Annotated in this window: 18 protein-coding genes; 6 read left to right on the forward strand and 12 right to left on the reverse strand. The window is 72.4% G+C overall.

Annotated elements, in window-relative coordinates:
* Positions 1-193 precede the first annotated feature (193 nt).
* The 4 genes from WJM95_RS03900 to WJM95_RS03915 all read right to left on the reverse strand — a co-directional run bounded on the left by WJM95_RS03900 (position 194) and on the right by WJM95_RS03915 (position 3,082).
* On the reverse strand, positions 194-955 hold the full coding sequence (locus WJM95_RS03900; RefSeq protein WP_339128052.1) for an SDR family oxidoreductase: 762 nt from the start codon (positions 953-955) through the stop codon (positions 194-196).
* Positions 956-972: 17 nt separating this feature from the next.
* Positions 973-1,734: a 3-oxoacyl-ACP reductase FabG gene (gene fabG, locus WJM95_RS03905; protein ID WP_339128053.1), complete on the reverse strand. Its 762-nt coding sequence runs from the start codon at positions 1,732-1,734 to the stop codon at positions 973-975.
* A 203-nt stretch (positions 1,735-1,937) separates the two neighbouring features.
* The gene (locus WJM95_RS03910) at positions 1,938-2,321 is read right to left on the reverse strand and encodes a DUF3037 domain-containing protein (RefSeq protein ID WP_339128054.1); all 384 of its coding nucleotides are present in this window, start codon (positions 2,319-2,321) and stop codon (positions 1,938-1,940) included.
* Positions 2,318-3,082: a HipA family kinase gene (locus tag WJM95_RS03915; RefSeq protein WP_339128055.1), complete on the reverse strand. Its 765-nt coding sequence runs from the start codon at positions 3,080-3,082 to the stop codon at positions 2,318-2,320. Before WJM95_RS03915 ends, WJM95_RS03910 begins: the two co-directional genes overlap by 4 nt.
* Positions 3,083-3,303: 221 nt before the next feature.
* On the opposite strand from WJM95_RS03915, the gene WJM95_RS03920 reads away from it, so the two are divergent.
* Entirely contained in the window at positions 3,304-3,753 is a 450-nt protein-coding gene (locus WJM95_RS03920; protein WP_339128056.1) for a Rieske (2Fe-2S) protein, read from the forward strand.
* Between the two features lie 10 nt (positions 3,754-3,763).
* Here WJM95_RS03920 and WJM95_RS03925 read toward each other — a convergent pair whose 3' ends face one another.
* Entirely contained in the window at positions 3,764-4,402 is a 639-nt protein-coding gene (locus WJM95_RS03925; protein WP_339128057.1) for a cysteine hydrolase, read from the reverse strand.
* A gap of 208 nt (positions 4,403-4,610) precedes the next feature.
* Here WJM95_RS03925 and WJM95_RS03930 point away from each other — a divergent pair, with 208 nt between their 5' ends.
* Positions 4,611-5,078 carry a pyridoxamine 5'-phosphate oxidase family protein gene (locus WJM95_RS03930; RefSeq protein WP_339128058.1) on the forward strand — a complete coding sequence of 156 codons (468 nt, stop codon included), beginning with the start codon at positions 4,611-4,613 and terminating at the stop codon, positions 5,076-5,078.
* Positions 5,079-5,100: 22 nt separating this feature from the next.
* Here the strand turns inward: WJM95_RS03930 and WJM95_RS03935 are convergent, their stop codons facing one another.
* The gene (locus WJM95_RS03935; protein WP_339128059.1) at positions 5,101-6,003 is read right to left on the reverse strand and encodes a LysR family transcriptional regulator; all 903 of its coding nucleotides are present in this window, start codon (positions 6,001-6,003) and stop codon (positions 5,101-5,103) included.
* Positions 6,004-6,078: 75 nt separating this feature from the next.
* Here WJM95_RS03935 and WJM95_RS03940 point away from each other — a divergent pair, with 75 nt between their 5' ends.
* Entirely contained in the window at positions 6,079-7,014 is a 936-nt protein-coding gene (locus tag WJM95_RS03940) for a DMT family transporter (RefSeq protein WP_339128060.1), read from the forward strand.
* A 78-nt stretch (positions 7,015-7,092) separates the two neighbouring features.
* On the opposite strand, the gene WJM95_RS03945 is transcribed toward WJM95_RS03940, so the two are convergent.
* Positions 7,093-8,424 carry an aminotransferase class I/II-fold pyridoxal phosphate-dependent enzyme gene (locus tag WJM95_RS03945; protein WP_339128061.1) on the reverse strand — a complete coding sequence of 444 codons (1,332 nt, stop codon included), beginning with the start codon at positions 8,422-8,424 and terminating at the stop codon, positions 7,093-7,095.
* Positions 8,425-8,453: 29 nt separating this feature from the next.
* Between WJM95_RS03945 and WJM95_RS03950 the strand changes: the two genes are divergently transcribed.
* Entirely contained in the window at positions 8,454-9,149 is a 696-nt protein-coding gene (locus WJM95_RS03950) for a pyridoxamine 5'-phosphate oxidase family protein (RefSeq protein WP_339135342.1), read from the forward strand.
* 177 nt (positions 9,150-9,326) lie between these two features.
* Here the strand turns inward: WJM95_RS03950 and WJM95_RS03955 are convergent, their stop codons facing one another.
* The 3 genes from WJM95_RS03955 to WJM95_RS03965 all read right to left on the reverse strand — a co-directional run bounded on the left by WJM95_RS03955 (position 9,327) and on the right by WJM95_RS03965 (position 12,244).
* Positions 9,327-10,313, reverse strand: a complete 987-nt coding sequence (locus WJM95_RS03955; RefSeq protein WP_339128062.1) for an EamA family transporter — start codon at positions 10,311-10,313, stop codon at positions 9,327-9,329.
* 202 nt (positions 10,314-10,515) lie between these two features.
* Entirely contained in the window at positions 10,516-11,535 is a 1,020-nt protein-coding gene (locus tag WJM95_RS03960; RefSeq protein WP_339128063.1) for an EamA family transporter, read from the reverse strand.
* A 148-nt stretch (positions 11,536-11,683) separates the two neighbouring features.
* A complete protein-coding gene (locus WJM95_RS03965; RefSeq protein ID WP_339128064.1) occupies positions 11,684-12,244 on the reverse strand; it encodes a Clp protease N-terminal domain-containing protein in 561 nt (186 codons plus the stop codon).
* Positions 12,245-12,564: 320 nt separating this feature from the next.
* On the opposite strand from WJM95_RS03965, the gene WJM95_RS03970 reads away from it, so the two are divergent.
* Positions 12,565-12,993: an SRPBCC family protein gene (locus WJM95_RS03970; protein WP_339128065.1), complete on the forward strand. Its 429-nt coding sequence runs from the start codon at positions 12,565-12,567 to the stop codon at positions 12,991-12,993.
* 108 nt (positions 12,994-13,101) lie between these two features.
* On the opposite strand, the gene WJM95_RS03975 is transcribed toward WJM95_RS03970, so the two are convergent.
* Complete coding sequence (locus WJM95_RS03975; RefSeq protein ID WP_339128066.1) at positions 13,102-13,773, reverse strand: PadR family transcriptional regulator; 672 nt, start codon at positions 13,771-13,773, stop codon at positions 13,102-13,104.
* A gap of 177 nt (positions 13,774-13,950) precedes the next feature.
* On the opposite strand from WJM95_RS03975, the gene WJM95_RS03980 reads away from it, so the two are divergent.
* On the forward strand, positions 13,951-14,760 hold the full coding sequence (locus WJM95_RS03980; RefSeq protein WP_339128067.1) for a PhzF family phenazine biosynthesis protein: 810 nt from the start codon (positions 13,951-13,953) through the stop codon (positions 14,758-14,760).
* Between the two features lie 224 nt (positions 14,761-14,984).
* Here WJM95_RS03980 and WJM95_RS03985 read toward each other — a convergent pair whose 3' ends face one another.
* Complete coding sequence (locus WJM95_RS03985; RefSeq protein WP_339128068.1) at positions 14,985-15,785, reverse strand: CPBP family intramembrane glutamic endopeptidase; 801 nt, start codon at positions 15,783-15,785, stop codon at positions 14,985-14,987.
* Between the last annotated feature and the right edge of the window lie 48 nt (positions 15,786-15,833).

Below are 15,833 nucleotides of genomic sequence, written 5' to 3' on the forward strand. Positions count from 1 at the left end.
CAGGGGAACGGTGTTTCCCCGGCAGGGCACTTGATCAGCATGTATGTGACCGCGGTGTCGGAATGCTGTGAACGTGTCGGCACTCGTAGCGCTCAACTCCGCGCCGCTGGAGGCGCGCTGAGCGTTTGTCAACTTTCAACAAAAAACGGCCGGACGTTCTCCGCGTGCGGGGAACGTCCGGCCGGTCTTCGGGTTATTCGACTCCGGCGTTGAGGAACATCCCGCCGTCGACCACGAGCGTCTGGCCGGTGACCCAGTCCGACTGCTGCGAGGTGAGGAACGCGGCCGCCCCGCCGATGTCGGAGGGCACACCGAGCCGGCCGAGCGGGTAGGCCGCGGCGGCCTCCGCCTCACGGCCTTCGTAGAGTGCGGCAGCAAACTTGGTCTTCACCACGGCGGGCGCGATGGCGTTGACCCGGACCTTGGGCGCGAACTCGTGCGCCAGCTGCACGGTCAGGTTGATCATCGCGGCCTTGCTGATGCCGTACGCGCCGATGAACGGCGAGGGCGCGAGGCCGGCCACCGAGGCGATGTTGACGATCGCGCCGCCGTTCTCGCACTGCCAGGCCTTCCAGGTCTGCTGGGCGAAGCCGAGCGCGGAGACGACGTTGGTCTCGAAGACCTTGCGCGCCACGTTCAGGTCCAGCTCGGCGATCGGCCCGAACACCGGGTTCGTACCGGCGTTGTTGACCAGGAAGTCGACGCGGCCGAAGGCCTCCATGGTGCGCTCCACGGCGACGGCCTGGTGGGCCTCGTCGTGGGCCTTGCCGGCCACCGCGATGACGCGGTCGGCGCCGAGGGTCTCGACGGCCTCCTTGAGGGCGTCCTCGTTGCGGCCCGTGATGCAGACCCGGTCGCCGCGGGCGATCAGGGCCTCCGCGACGCCGTAGCCGATGCCGCGGCTCGCGCCCGTGATGAGCGCTACCTTGCCCGAGAGTTCGGGGAGGGTGGTCATGTGCGTGTCCCCCGTGTCTAGTTGAGCGGTCCGCCGGCCACGTACAGCACCTGGCCGGAGACGAATCCGGCCGCGTCGCCGGTGAAGAAGGCGATGGAGTTGGCGATGTCGTCCGGGTTGCCGACGCGCTGCACGGGGATCTGGGTGGCGGCCGCGGCCTGGAAGTCGTCGAAGTCCATGCCGACGCGGGCGGCGGTGGCGGCGGTCATGTCGGTGACGATGAAGCCGGGCGCCACGGCGTTCGCGGTCACGCCGAACTTGCCGAGCTCGATGGCCAGCGTCTTGGTCAGGCCCTGGAGACCGGCCTTGGCGGTGGAGTAGTTGGCCTGGCCGCGGTTGCCGAGGGCGGACGAGGAGGACAGGTTGACGATGCGGCCGAACTTGGCCTCCACCATGTACTTCTGGACGGCCTTGGCCATCAGGAAGGCGCCGCGCAGGTGCACGTTCATGACGGTGTCCCAGTCGGACGCGCTCATCTTGAACAGCAGGTTGTCGCGCAGGACACCCGCGTTGTTGACGAGGATGGTCGGCGCGCCGAGCTCCTCGGCGATCCGCGCGACGGCGGCCTCCACCTGGGCCTCGTCGGAGACGTCGCAGCCGACCGCGAGAGCCTTCCCGCCGGCGGCGGTGATCTTCTCGACGGTGTCCTTGCACGCGGCCTCGTCGAGGTCGATCACCGCGACGGCGCGGCCCTCCGCGGCCAGTCGTACGGCGGTCGCGGCGCCGATGCCGCGCGCGGCACCGGTCACTACGGCGACGCGCTGCTCAGTGGTGGACATTGCTGGTTCTCCTCGCCCTTGGAAAAGCCGGCCCAAGCCCGGCCAAGCTGTCTCGACAACCTTGCGGAGTCCTCCGGGTCCCGGAGGACTCGCGGCTCACACGGTACGCCCGTCCAGTGAGCGACCGCTTAGTACCTTCAGTAGACGTGACGCTAGAAGCCCTGGCACCCGGTGTCAACGGCGCACCGCGCCCATGTGATCCATTACCTGACCAGGAGCTGGAGCAGCCTCTCGGTCTCGGCCTCGGGATCGGCGGTCAGGCCGGTGTGCACGGGGCCCGGCTGGACCACCGTGGAGCGCGGCGCGATGAGCCAGCGAAAGCGCCGCCCGGCGTCGTCGTGAGCCGCCTGACCAGCGGCCTTCCCTCCGGCGCAGACACCCTCGACGGCGCGCAGAGCGGCCCGTACGCCCGCGATGTCGGCGTCCGGGTCGAGCGCGAGGAGCTTGCTCTCGTCCAGATGGGTGCGGGCCGCGACGAAGGAGTGGGCCCGGCAGTACACCAGTACCCCCGCGTTGAAGCACTCGCCGCGTTCCACCCGCGGCACGACCCGCAGCAGCGCGTACTCGAAGACGTCCCGCCCGTTCACCTGTCCCCCTCGATGCCCGTGATCCGCTCGTGGATGACGGCGGCGCGTGCCAGCAGCGGCCGCGCGTAGGCGCGGCGCAGTTCGTCGACCGTCGCGAAGCCCGGTTCGCCGGCCAGCCATGCCTCCGGGATCTGGGCCGTGACCTCGGCCAGCAGTTCTTCGGTGACCCGCGGGGCCAGTTCGGCGGCGGCCGAGGCGATGTCGGGGCCGAAGGGGGCGAGCGCGTGGTCGGAGACGTCGTACGGCTTGGCGGCGGACTTCTCGGCGCCCGGCCAGTGGTGGTGCCAGATCATCGTGGCGCCGTGGTCGATGAGCCACAGATCGCCGTGCCACATGAGGAGGTTGGGGTTGCGCCAGGAGCGGTCGACGTTGTTGACCAGGGCGTCGAACCAGACGATGCGGCCGGCTTCCTCGGCGCTCACCTCGAAGGCGAGCGGGTCGAAGCCGATGGCGCGGGGGAGGAAGTCCATCCCGAGGTTCGGGCCGCCGCTCGACTTCAGCAGCTCCTGGACCTCCTGGTCGGGTTCGCCGAGCCCGAGGACCGGGTCGAGGCCGATCGTCACCAGGCCGGGCACCCGCAGGCCGAGGCGGCGGGCGAGTTCACCGCAGACGACCTCCGCGACGAGCGTCTTGCGCCCCTGCCCGGCGCCGGTGAACTTCATGACGTACGTCCCGAGGTCGTCGGCCTCGACGAGTCCCGGCAGCGAGCCGCCCTCGCGCAACGGCGTGATGTAGCGGGAGGCGTTCACTTCCTTGAGCATCGCCCCAGGTTACTGGGGTGGTCCCGGCCGGCGGGCGCGACCCGGTGACGCCGTCCTGAGCAGTCGCCGTCGTCCGGGGCCGGGGCGGACCGTGACCGCGCACACGCGGCTGTCGGCACGCTGTGGATCAGGTCAAGAAGTCGCCATTGCCTGAACGGCCCGTCGTGGCGGACCGTACCTCTGAGCAGATCCAGATCATGTCCGCTGAAGGGAAAGCCAGCATGACCAGCGAATCGCTTCACTCCGCACAGGCCCCTGCCCGGCGCACCGTGGTGGCGGCGGTCGGCGCGGCGGGGATCGCCGTCGCGCTGACCGCGTGCGGGGCGGACGACAAGGCCTCCGGTTCCGTGGGCTCCGGCAACGGGGCGGGCGGGAACGCAGCCGGCACGGAGCTCGCCAAGACCAGCGACATCCCGGAGGGCGGCGGCAAGGTCTTCGCCGACCAGGGCGTCGTGGTGACCCAGCCGACGGCGGGCACCTTCAAGGCCTTCTCGTCCAAGTGCACCCACCAGGGCTGTGCGGTCAAGGGCATCGCGAACGGTGTCATCACCTGCCCCTGTCACGGCAGCCAGTTCTCCGCCACCGACGGCAGCGTGAAGAAGGGGCCCGCCACGACCGGGCTGGCGGCGGCCGACATCAAGGTCGACGGGACCTCCATCAAGCTCGCCTGAGGAACCGTCGTCAGGGCCGCCGCGCCTTGAAGCAGGCCAGGATGTCGCCGGTGGTCGTGACGGTGGCGACCAGCGCGAGCGTGTTGCGGACCATCGCGGGGGTGTACTCGGAGGGCACTCCCGCGACGGCGTCCGCCGGTACGACGACGGTGTAGCCGCGGTTCACGGCGTCGAACACGGCGTTGGGAATCGCGATGTTGGCCGAGACCCCCGTCACCACGAGGGTGCGGCAGCCCAGGTTCCGCAGCAGCGGGTCCACGTCGGTGCCCGAGATGGGCGACAGACCGTGCAGCCGGCGTACGACGAGGTCCTCCTCGGCGACCTCGACGGGCGGCGCGATCCGTACGGCGGCCGTGCCGGTCAGCTGGCGCACGGGCAGTCGCTCGGCCGCGCGGAACAGCCGGGCGTTGCGGTTGGCGCCGCGGCCGTCCGGGCGGCGTTCGGCGACCGCGTGGATCACCTGCACCCCGCTCTCGTGCGCGGCGCCGACCAGTTGGGCGATCCGGTCGAGCACCCCGGACGACCGTGCCTCCCGGGCGAGTTCGGGCAGCGCGCTGTCCGGGCCCACGACGCCCTGTTGGCACTCCACGGTGAGCAGTACCGTGCCGACGGGGTCGAGGAGTTCGCTGAGTTGCTCGAACGACGGCATGGCTCTCCTTGACGTCGCGGGTCGGGTCGCCGGTCGGGTCGCGTTCGGGAGGGCGGAGCGTAACGAGCATTGCGTGCGGGCGGAAGACGCCGCATTATTTTCTGACGGAACGTCAGACAGCTTTAGGGGCAGGCCCCGACGGACAGAGTCGGTACACGAGTGGAGATCGGCAGGCCGTGGCCGATCCACGGATTCAAGAGGGGACCGTATGACCGTCACCCAGCGCAGGGGCCGGAAGATCATGATGACGCCCGGGGAACTGGACGAGTTCCTCACCACCCAGCGCACCTGCCGCGTCGCCTCCGTCTCCAAGGACGGCGTCCCGCATGTCAGTGCCCTCTGGTTCGCCTGGGACGGCACCTCGTTGTGGCTGTACTCGGTGGTGCGCAGCAAGCGCTGGGTACAGCTGCGGAACGACCCGCGGGTCGCCGTGGTGATCGACTCCGGCGAGGAGTACGGGGAGCTGCGGGGCGTCGAGCTGTCCGGCACGGTGGAGTTCGTCGGCGAGTTCCCGCGCACCGGGGAACTGTGCGCCGAACTCGACGTGCCGGAGATCCTGTTCGCCCGCAAGAACTTCGGCCTGGAGGAGATGCCGCACGACGGCCGGCACGCGTGGATGCGGCTGACCCCGGACGCGATCGCCTCGTGGGACTTCCGCAAGCTCCCCCCGCTGTAGCCCGGCTCCCGCTCATACGCCGCTACTCCACGGCCGCGCCGGCTCTGCGCAAGGCGTCCACCGCCGCCCTGATCGAGGGCCGGCGGTCGGCGTCGGCCCGCCACACGACGTAGACATGGCGGCGCACTCGCTGCCGGACCGGGACCGTGACGACGCCCTCGGGCATCGGGTGGCGTCCCAGGAGCGGAGCCACGCACACGCCGAGCCCCGCGGCGACGAGTCCGAGCTGGGTGTGGGTCTCCCCGGCACGGTGCCCGACGCGCGGTTCGACGCCCTGCGAGCGCAGCGTGAACATCAGCCATTCGTGGCAGAACTCGCCCTCGCCCCAGGTGATCCACTCGTCGTCGGTGAAGTCCCCGAGGTCCACCTCGTCCCGGCCCGCGAGCCGATGCCCGGCCGGCATCGCCACATCGGCCGGGTCGTCGAGGATCGACGCCTTCACCAGTCCGTCGGGCAGCGGCATCGGCTTGTTGTACCAGTCGAGCACGACGGCGAGGTCCAGGTCCCCGCGCACCACTCCCGCGACCCCCGCCTCCGGCTCCAGTTCGCTGGAGCGCACCCGCAGCCCGGGGTGTTCGGCGCGCAGTTCCGCGAGTGCCGCGGGGAACAGTCCACGCGCCGCGGTCGGGAACGCGGACAGTCTCAGCTCGCCCGCGACCTGACCGCGGCGCGCCTCCAGGTCGGACTGCGCGAGTTCGACCTGGGACAGGATGCGGGCCGCGTGCTCGGCGAGCAGCCGCCCCGCGTCGGTCAGGCGCACTCCCCTGCCGTTCTTGGCGAGCAGCTGCTGTCCCACCTCGCGCTCCAGCTTCGACATCTGCTGGGAGACGGCGGAGGTGGTCACGTGCAGTCCCTCGGCCGCGCCGCTCACCGAGCCGTGCCGGGCGAGGGCGTCGAGCGTGCGCAGGCGCTCCAGATTCAACATGTAAGCAATGCTACGAGATATCGCTCGGATATTCTCGCTTGTGCTACGAGATCGTCCTGCCTCATCCTTGTGCCCATGAGCACCGTCGCCTCCTCCCGCACCGTCGCGCCGCACGACGTCGAACCCCGCCATCGCACCGCCCTCGACTGGCGCGTCCGCTTCGGCGTCCTGTCGCTGATCTGGGGATTCAGCTTCCTGTTCATCAAGGTCGGCACGGAGGGCTACGCGCCGTTCCAGGTCACCTTCGGCCGGCTGCTGTTCGGCAGCGCGGTGCTCGTGGCGGCGATGGCGGTGAAGCGGGAGCGGCTCCCGCGCGGGGCGCGCACGTGGGGGCACCTCGCGGTCGCGGCCTTCCTGCTGAACGCGCTGCCGTTCTCCCTGTTCGCGTACTCCGAGCTGACCATCCCCTCCACGCTCGCGGGCATCTGCAACGCCACCTCACCGCTGTGGGGCATGGCCCTGTCCCTGGTCGCCCTCTCCGAGGACCGGCCGACCAGACGCAGGGTGGCCGGTCTCGGCATCGGCTTCCTGGGCGTCCTGACGGTTCTCGGCGTCTGGCAGGGCTTCCACGGTCTGGACGCCAAGGGCACGGCGATGGCCCTGCTGGCCTCGCTGAGCTATCCGATCGGCTGGATATACGTGCGCAGGACCCTGGCGGGCACGGGCCACTCCCACCTGTCGATGACCGGCGCCCAGCTGCTCGTGGCCACCGTCCAGCTGGCCTTCGTGACCCCGCTGTTCACGACGCTCCCCAGCCATGTCGCCTGGGTGCCGCTGCTCGCCATCGCGGCGCTGGGCGCGCTCGGCACGGGCCTGGCGATGCTCGTCCAGTACGGCATCGTCGCCGAGGTCGGCCCCACGACCGCGCAGATGGTCACGTACTTCATCCCGGTCATCGCCACCGCCGCCGGTGTCGCGATCCTCGGCGAGTCGCTGGCCTGGTCGACGCCGGTCGGCGCGGTGATCGTCCTGGCGGGCGCGGCCCTCACCCAGGCGAAGCCGCGCCGCTGAAGCCCGCGCCCCCGCCCCCGGCGTCCGGGCCGCCCCACGGCCCGGACGGCAACGGCCGTGCCGGGGCGGCCCCGTGGCTCAGACGTAGCGGCGGGCCGGGGCCGGGCCCACGGCGGAGGCGACGGCGTCCGCCAGCGGTGCGGTGTCCTCGGTCCTGAGCGTCGAGACGGTGATCCGGATGCCCGGGGGCGAGCTCATCCTGAACCGGGCGCCGGGCGCGACCGCCCAGCCGTGGTGCAGCAGCCGGGAGACGGCCCCGGTCTCGTCCGGCACGGGGATCCAGACGTTCATCCCGCTGCGTCCACGCGCTTCGACACCGCGCGCCCTCAGCGCGTCGATCAGCAGGTCGCGACGGGCGCCGTACGCGGCCGCCACCGCCTCCACGTCCACCGTGCCCGAGGTCCACAGGTGGACCACGGCCTTCTGGAGCAGCCGGCTCACCCAGCCGGGGCCGACCCGCTGCCGCCCGTGCACCCGGTCGGTGGTGACGGGGTCCCCGGTGAGCACGGCGAGCCGGAGATCGGGACCGTACGCCTTGGCGACGGAGCGCACGAACGCCCAGCTGCGCGTGACGCCGGCCAGCGGATGCAGGGGCAGATCGACGATCTGATGGCCGTGGTCGTCCTCGATGAGCAGGGTCCGCGGGTACGCGCCGAGCACCGAGCGCAGGGCACGCGCGCGGGCGGCGGTGACCGCGGCACCGGTGGGGTTCTGCGCGCGGTCGGTGACGATCAGGGCCCGCGCCCCGGACTCCAGCGCTCGCCGGACGTCGTCGGGAAGCGGACCCTCGTCGTCGACACCGACCCCGGCCGTACGCAGCCCCAGCGCCGGGAGGAGGTCGAACAGGCTGCCCCAGCCGGGGTCCTCGACGGCCACCGTGTCGCCGGGCCTGAGGTGGGCCATCAGAACGCGCTCGATCGCGTCCAGCGATCCCGAGGTGACGACGACGGCCCCCTCGGGCACCCCGTCCGCGTCGAGCGCGGCACGCGCCAGGCGCCCCAGTTCGGGCTCGACGGCGTCCTGCCCGTACTGCACGGGGTGCCGGTCCGACTGGCGGGTCGCCGCCGCGAAGGCCTCGGCGAGCGCGGGCAGCAGGGCGGGATCGGGATTGCCCTCGCCCAGGTCCCGCACGCCCTCGGGCGCCTCGACGCGCAGATGCTCGCGTCCCGTGGTGGCCGGTTTCGGGCGCACCCGGCTGCCCCGACGGCCCGCGGTCTCGATGACCCCGCGCTCGCGCAGGGTGCGGTAGGCGGCCGCGACCGTGTTCGGGTTGACCTCGAGCCGTTCCGCCAACTCCCGCATGGGCGGCAGAAGTTGCCCCGGCTCCAGCTCCCCGGCCCCGACCGCCCGCTCGACATCGGCCGCGATGTCGGCTGCGCGACGTCCTTCGATCCGATACTCTCCTAGCACAAACGAGATTATGCACTAGTGCAATGGAGATGGCAATGTCGGAGACGAGCACCCAGCACAGGACGACGGGGTCCGCCGCCTACACCCCGACCGACCGCACTGTCCCCACCCGCTCCAAGGAACGCGCCGCCTACGACCGCGAGCTGGTGCACGCGATACTCGACGAGGGGTACGTCTGCCACCTCGGCTTCGTCCGCGACGGCGCGCCCGTCGTCCTGCCGACGCTCTACGCACGGGTCGGCGAGCGGCTCTACGTGCACGGATCGACGGGCTCGCGTCCGCTGCGGATGTCCGGCCAGGCCGACCCGGGGCTCGCCGTCTGTCTGACGGTCACCCATGTCGACGGACTGGTGCTGGCCCGCTCCGCCTTCCACCACTCGATCAACTACCGCTCCGTGGTCGTGCACGGCGTCGCCCACCAGGTGACGGACCCCGAGGAGAGGCGCCTCGCCCTGGACGCACTGGTCGACCACGTCGTCCCCGGCCGCTCGGCGGACTCCCGCCCCGCCAACGCCAAGGAGCTCGCCGCCACGGCCGTGATCAGCCTGGACCTCGACGAGGTCTCCGCCAAGCTGCGCGGCGGCGGCCCCAGCGACGAGCCCGAGGACCTCTCCCTGCCCCACTGGACCGGAGTGGTCCCGCTCGTCAGGGGACACGGAACGCCCGTCCCCGCGGACGACCTGGCACCGGGCATCGAACTGCCCGACTACCTGAAGGCCCTGTGAGCGGAACCGGTCGCCGCGCCCGGCGGCACGACGGCCCCGCTCACCCGGTGCCGTAAGTCAGGCGCCCCGCCGGGCATGGGGTCGGGCGCCCCCGGCATCACAGGAGAGGCGCCCCACCGGGCCTCGCGGGTGCGGCGCCTCTCCGGGCCTCGCGGGTGCGGCGCCTCGCCGGGCGCGTCACACGAGGAGCGGCTCCTCGGCCGTCGCGAGGCGTTCGGCGCCCGCGGCGCGCGTCTCGGCCACCGCGAGCCCCGCGACCGAGCCGAGCATCAGCAAGGTGCCCGCGAGGGTCGCCGCGGTGAGCCGTTCACCGAGCAGCGCGACGGCGAGCACCGCCGCGCAGACCGGTTCCAGGAGCATGATCACGGACACGGACGCGGAGCGGACGACGGCGGCGCCCGCGAAGAAGAGCGCGTAGGCCAGCGCCGTGGGGACGGCGGCGATGTAGGCCAGCAGGGCCAGCAGATGCGCGGGCCGCGCGGTGTGCGGGATCAGCCCCTCGGTGAGCGCGAGCGGCAGCAGACAGAGCGTGGTGACGGCGAACGTCCACACCGTCGTACTCGCCCCGTCCGTGCGGCCGCCGCGCCCCCACCACCGGGTCAGCAGCGTCATCGCGGAGTATCCGGCCGCGGACAGCACCGCGAGCACCACACCCCAGGGGCGCACGGTGGCCCCGCCGCCGCCGAGGACCAGCACCCCGAGCCCGGCCAGCGCCCCGGCGACGGCGGCGCTCCCGCCCCGGCCGAGCCGCTCCCCCATCGTCAGGCGGGCGCCGATGGCGATGAGGACGGGCCCCGCGCCCAGGGTGACGACCGTCGCCACGGCGAGGCCGGTCGCCTCGACGGCGGCGAAGTAGGCGGTCTGGAAGAGCGCGAGACCCAGTCCTGTCAGACCGATCCGCAGCGCCTTGGAGCCGAGGGGCTCCGGCACGAAGGCGCGCTCGGCCGGCCCGTCGGGGCGAAGCCGCGGACGACGGCGGGGGCGCACGGCGAGCAGCAGGGCGAGTCCGCCCGCGCAGCGCCAGAAGGACAGGGCGACAGGACCGAGATCACTGGTCCGGTAGACGAGGGACGCGGCGGCCCCCGCGGTGCCCCAGGCGGCACCGGCGACGATCAGATAGAGCAGGCCTCGCCCGACGGGCAGGCCGGCAGCGGTGTTCGACACGTGTTCTCTCCGCAGATCCGCAGAAGTTCGGGAAGGGACCACGTCGCGGCCCCTGCCACGGGGGCGGGGGCGTGCGGAAAGGTCCTCGGACTCCTCTGCGGGCAGCGCCGTTCCGCCCGGCACGGGGCCGGGCGGTGTTCCGGTACGCCCGCCTCAGGCGGCCGGAGGCGGAAGAACGAGCGTCGCAGGCATGATCAGCACCTTAGACGGCCGTTCCGCGGGCCGACAACTCCCTTTCGGCGTCGTTCGTCCCGCTCGCCACCGGCTCCTGCGAGGGTTTCGCGGGGGCCGACGACTGCGCGATGAACGCCCCGAGCAGCACCACGGCTCCGCCCGCGATCTGGGGCGCCGAGAGGTGTTCGCCCAGCAGCACCCAGGCCAGGACCGTCGCGATCACCGCTTCGAGACACGCCACCACGCCGGCCACCTGCGGGGAGAGCCTGCGCACGGAGAGGACTCCGGTGACGTAGGCGACGACGGTGGCCACGAGGATGATCCAGCCGAGGAGCAGCGCGGCGGGCACGGACGTCCCGTTCATGTCGGCGTTCCCCCCGAGAACGGACCAGTGCATGCTCCACGGGCGTGCGACCACGGTCAGGACGAGGGTGCCGACGAGCAGGCCGTACGCGATCACGCCCAGCGGGTCGGGTGCCTCGTCGCCGGCGTCGCTGCCCTGGTCGGACAGGACGAAGTAGCCGACCTGGCAGCAGGCGGCGCCCAGCGCGAGGAGCAATCCGACGACGTCGAAGCCGAGGCCCGACCAGATCTCCACCACGCAGGCGAGCCCGCCGACCGCGAGGACGACTCCGAGAGCCGCGGCGCGGGTGACGGGCCGGCGCTGCACGAAGCGCACCCAGCCCAGGACCAGCGCGGGGGCGAGGTACTCGACGAGCAGGGCGACGCCGACGGGGACACGGGAGATCGCGGCGAAGTAGCAGGCCTGGACGCCGGCCACGCCGAGGAGCCCGAAACCGGCGAGCAGCGCGGGGCGGCGTCCGACCAGTGCGCGGTGCCGCACGGCGAGCGGCAGCATGACGAGGGCGGCGCCGGCAACCCTCAGCCACACCACGTGGAGCGGGTCGAGCCCCGCCTCGATCAGCGGCTTGGCCGCGACACCGGATCCGCCGAAGGCGACCGCCGACACGAGCGCCAGGCCGAGACCGACACCTCTTCCGCGGTTGACCTGACTGCCCTGACTGCCCTGAGACGTGTGCACGGGCACATGATGACAGGCGACGACATGACCGTCACCCCCGAAGACACCTGTCTCAACGTCTGGACCCCGGGGGCGCGCACGGGCGGGCCCGCCACCCGTCGGCCCCGCCGTGTCCGCACCGGTTCCGTCCACGGCGAGGGGACCGCCGCCCCCGTCAGCCCGCGTCGCCCCGGCCCGCGCACTCCTGGCGCTCGTCGCGGCCGCTCCCGAGACGTTCCAGCAGTCGCGGGAGGTCGACACCCGCCCGCTCGAGCACCTCGACGGCCCGTGACCGGGGATCGGCGATCAGTGCCGCGAGCAGGTCGGGGCCACCGGCGCGCTCGTCACCCCGCAGGACGGCACGCTCGTACGCCTCCTCCATCGCGGCGGCCGCGACCGGGGACCAGCCAGGCCCGGCCGCCACGGGTCCGGCGCCCGAGTTCTCGACGGCGCTCTGCCAGCGGAGGCCGTACCCGATGCTGCGCTGCACGAGGTAGCCGAGCAGCCGGGCGAGCTGCGGACCGCCGTCGAACGCGGCACGCGCCGCGGGGTCGGACTCCAGCAGGGAGTGCAGCAGGTGAGCCGTGTCGATCTGCCGGTCCCCGTCGCGCAGCGCCCGTCTGCGCGCGCCGGACACCACCGGGGCCAGGTCCGCGCCGAGTCCGGCCTCGATGGCGGCGTGGTTCGGTCCGCTCGCGGCGGACTGCTGGGGAATACGGGGCGACACAGCCTCCACCTCATCAGCCCCGCGGCGCCGGGGCATCCGCGGCGGGCAGCATCTTCGGATCCGACACAGGGTGGGCATCCCTGCGCGACTTCTCCTCCTCACGGATGACTTCGCGCCGTGTTTCCCCCAGGGCCGCGCGCCGCCTTGCCCCACGCGGATCCGGCTGCGCTCGCCCGCTCCGGGCCGCCACCCGCCCTTCCGGCGGCGGGCCGGCTTCCCCTCCACAATTCCTGACGGTTCATCAGTATTGAATGTTCCGGGCCCTGGAGCTACGTTCCGCGACACCGTAGCTGCGCCGGGCGCAGCGCCCGACACGAAGGGGTGGTCGCATGGCCGAAGTCAGCGCGGAGGCACGGATCGAGGCCCCCGCCGAGAAGATCTGGGCCCAGCTCACGGACTGGTCCTCCTACGGCGAGTGGAACGCGACCCACACCAACTTCCCGAAGGGCGGCCCGGAGAAGCTCGAAGTGGGCGGCACCTTCGCGGAGAACATGAAGCTCATGGGCTTCCCGGCCGAGGTCACCTGGACCATCGGGGAACTGGAGCCCGGCCGGATCCTGGCCATCCACGGCAAGGGCCCGATGTCGGTGAACGTCTCCACGCGCTACACGCTCACTCCCGACGGCGGCGCGACCTCGGTGCGGATCGACGGGGAGTTCACGGGCGCGGCCGTCTCGCTGATGGCCGGCAAGCTCAGGGACTCGGCGACGGCCGCCCTCGACGAGTCGCTGCGCAAACTGGCCGCGCTGGTGGCCTGAGCCTCGCGCGTCCGCCCGCCGGCCGCGGCGGCACCCGGCCCCCCGTACACGGAAAGGCGCCCCGCGGAAACACTTCCACGGGGCGCCGGCAGGTACCACAGCACGCCGTCAGTCCTCGTCGGCGAGGATCAGGTACAGCTTCTTGCGGGCTTCGTTGATGACCGCCAGCGCCTTGTCGCGCTGGCCCTTGCTGCCGGTCTTCCAGACCTGGCCGAAGGCCTCCATGAGGCCGAACCCCGCCTGCCGGATCTCGTGCAGCGTCTCCCAGTCGACCCCGCGCCCGGCCTCTTCCCAAGGCGCGTCGGGGCCCTCGTCGGCCGCGCTGACGCCCGACTCGGTGAGCGAAAACAGCTTCTTGCCGCCCTCGGCCTCGCTGGTGATCAGGCCCTCGTCCTCCAGCAGTTGCAGGGTCGGGTACACCGAACCCGGGCTGGGCTTCCACGCCCCGCCGCTGCGCTCGGCGATCTCCTGGATCATCTCGTAACCGTGCATGGGCCGGTCCTTGAGCAGGGCGAGGATCGACGCGCGTACGTCGCCGCGCCGCGCCCTGCCGCGCGGACCGCCGCGGCCACCGCGCCCGCCCCAGGGGCCCGGGCCGAAGCCGGGTCCGCCGAAGCCGAAGCCGGGACCGCCGGGGCCGCCGCCGGGTCCACCGGGACCGAAGGGCCCGAAAGCTCCTCGCCGCCCCTCGAAGCCGCCCCGACCCCGATGGCCGGGGCCGCCGTGGCGCCCCTGTCCGTGCTCGTGCTCGTATCCGAAGTCTTCTCCACGGGAACGCATTGCCATCACTCCATTCCATCGTTGATCGGTCGCGATGCGTCAACGATATATCGGAAGCATTCTCATGACAACCCCCTTCGCCGCGACACCGGACCCGCGGTCCTTCCGTCCCGGCAGGGGCCGCTTCCCCCGGATTGGCCTTGGCCGGTGGTGCACCGGGGCGGCTAGCGTCGGACCATGCGGATTCGTATCGTCGACGCCTTCACCGACCGCCCCTTCGCCGGCAACCCGGCAGGGGTCCTCCTCCTCGACGCCTTCCCCGACGACGCCTGGCTCCAGAACGTGGCCCTGGAGGTCAACCACGCGGAGACGGCGTTCACCCACCGCCTTCCGGAGGGCGGCGACGCCGACTGGGCGCTGCGCTGGTTCACCCCAGCCACCGAGGTCGCCCTGTGCGGGCACGCGACCCTCGCCGCGGCCCACGTCCTGACCAGCACCCGCGCCCACGAGGGCCCGGTGCGCTTCGCCACGCGCAGCGGTGTCCTCATCGCCACACCGGAGGCCGACGGCTCCATCACCCTGGACTTCCCGACCGCGCCGCTCACGCCGGTCGAGATCCCCGACGGTGTCGCCGGCGCCCTCGGCGCCGAACCGCTCGGCACCTTCGACACCGGCCCGAACACCGGTGACCTGCTGGTGGAGCTCGGCGACGAGAAGACGGTCCGCGGCCTCACCCCGGACCACAGGGCGCTCGCCCGCTACTCCGAACGCGGCATCATCGCGACCGCCCGCGCCGAGGATCCCTCCCGGGGCTACGACTTCGTCTCCCGCGGCTTCTTCCCGAACGTCGGCATCGACGAGGACCCGGTCACCGGCAGCGCCCACACCGCCCTGGCCCCGTTCTGGTCGGAGCGCCTCGGCCGGTCCGCCCTCACCGGCCTCCAGGCATCCCCGCGCTCCGGTCTGGTCCGCACCGAGGTGCGTGGCGACCGCACCCTGCTCTCGGGACACGCGGTCACGGTGATCGAGGGCGACCTGCTCGCGTAGCGGGCCACCGGGACCGGCGCGGCCGGCCCACGTCCGCGCGGCGGCACACGAAAGGGGCGTACGGGATGCCCGTACGCCCCTTCTTCATGACCGGCTCCGCGACTCCGCCGTCGCGAAAGGCCCTTGCGCCGCGAGGGCTTGCACACCGCCGCGAGCGTGACGCACACGGTCGGTCGAGTAGCGCACGCCGTCGAGAGGGTGGCTCACGCCGTCGAGAGGGTGGCTCACGCCGTCGGGAGCCAGCCCACCTTCCCCGCGAGCAGCGCGTACCCGACGAAGGCGCCGATGTCGAGCAGCGAGTGCGCGACCACCAGCGGCCCGACCCGGCCCCAGCGCCGGTACAGGTAGACGAAGACCACGCCCATCGCCATGTTGCCGACGAACCCGCCGATGCCCTGGTAGAGGTGGTACGAGCCACGCAGCACCGCGCTCGCCATCAGCGCGGTCCCCGGCGTCCACCCCAACTGCCCGAGTCTGCGCAGCAGATACCCGACGACGATGACCTCCTCCAGCACGGCGTTCTGCACCGCCGAGAGGATCAGCACCGGGAACTTCCACCACACGTCCGGCAACGCCTCGGGCACCACCGTGAGGTTCGCGCCGAACGCGCGCGCGGCCAGGTAGAAGGCGATTCCCGTGCTGCCGATCACCGACGCGACCAGGGCACCCCGTCCGAGATCGGGCCAGGGACGGGTGCGGTCGAAACCGATCACCCGCATCCCCTGGCCCTCGCGCATCAGCAGGTGCGCGACGAGCGCGACCGGCACCAGAGCCGACGCGATGCCGAAGAGCTGCCAGGCCAGGTCGAGCCAGGGCCGGCCCGGCGCCGCCGAGGCGTTCAGGGTGGCCGCCTGGTCCTTCAGACCCCCCGGCTTCGTCACCGAGCCGACGAAACTGATCAGCGCGGACACTCCGCTCGCGCCGAGCGACAACGCCAGGACGAGCAGCGTCTCGTCCCGGAAAACCCGCCGGGTCAGCCTCTCGGCCGGAAAAGAATCGGCCACCGATCCCGCCTCCACCTGCACTCCCGCCTCCAGTTGGGTATTCCCACCGCATCCCCGTCCCCGCCCCGC

This window comes from Streptomyces sp. f51 (assembly GCF_037940415.1).
Classification (GTDB): Bacteria; Actinomycetota; Actinomycetes; order Streptomycetales; family Streptomycetaceae; genus Streptomyces.

Coding starts and splice junctions, on each gene's coding strand:
- WJM95_RS03950 (WP_339135342.1), top strand. CDS start 8,454: ATGGCAATGTCGGAGACGAGCACCCAGCACAGGACGACGGGGTCCGCC.
- WJM95_RS03900 (WP_339128052.1), bottom strand. CDS start 955: ATGACCACCCTCCCCGAACTCTCGGGCAAGGTAGCGCTCATCACGGGC.
- WJM95_RS03940 (WP_339128060.1), top strand. CDS start 6,079: ATGAGCACCGTCGCCTCCTCCCGCACCGTCGCGCCGCACGACGTCGAA.
- WJM95_RS03975 (WP_339128066.1), bottom strand. CDS start 13,773: ATGCGTTCCCGTGGAGAAGACTTCGGATACGAGCACGAGCACGGACAG.
- WJM95_RS03930 (WP_339128058.1), top strand. CDS start 4,611: ATGACCGTCACCCAGCGCAGGGGCCGGAAGATCATGATGACGCCCGGG.
- WJM95_RS03935 (WP_339128059.1), bottom strand. CDS start 6,003: ATGTTGAATCTGGAGCGCCTGCGCACGCTCGACGCCCTCGCCCGGCAC.
- WJM95_RS03920 (WP_339128056.1), top strand. CDS start 3,304: ATGACCAGCGAATCGCTTCACTCCGCACAGGCCCCTGCCCGGCGCACC.
- WJM95_RS03980 (WP_339128067.1), top strand. CDS start 13,951: ATGCGGATTCGTATCGTCGACGCCTTCACCGACCGCCCCTTCGCCGGC.
- WJM95_RS03970 (WP_339128065.1), top strand. CDS start 12,565: ATGGCCGAAGTCAGCGCGGAGGCACGGATCGAGGCCCCCGCCGAGAAG.
- WJM95_RS03925 (WP_339128057.1), bottom strand. CDS start 4,402: ATGCCGTCGTTCGAGCAACTCAGCGAACTCCTCGACCCCGTCGGCACG.
- WJM95_RS03915 (WP_339128055.1), bottom strand. CDS start 3,082: ATGCTCAAGGAAGTGAACGCCTCCCGCTACATCACGCCGTTGCGCGAG.
- fabG (WP_339128053.1), bottom strand. CDS start 1,734: ATGTCCACCACTGAGCAGCGCGTCGCCGTAGTGACCGGTGCCGCGCGC.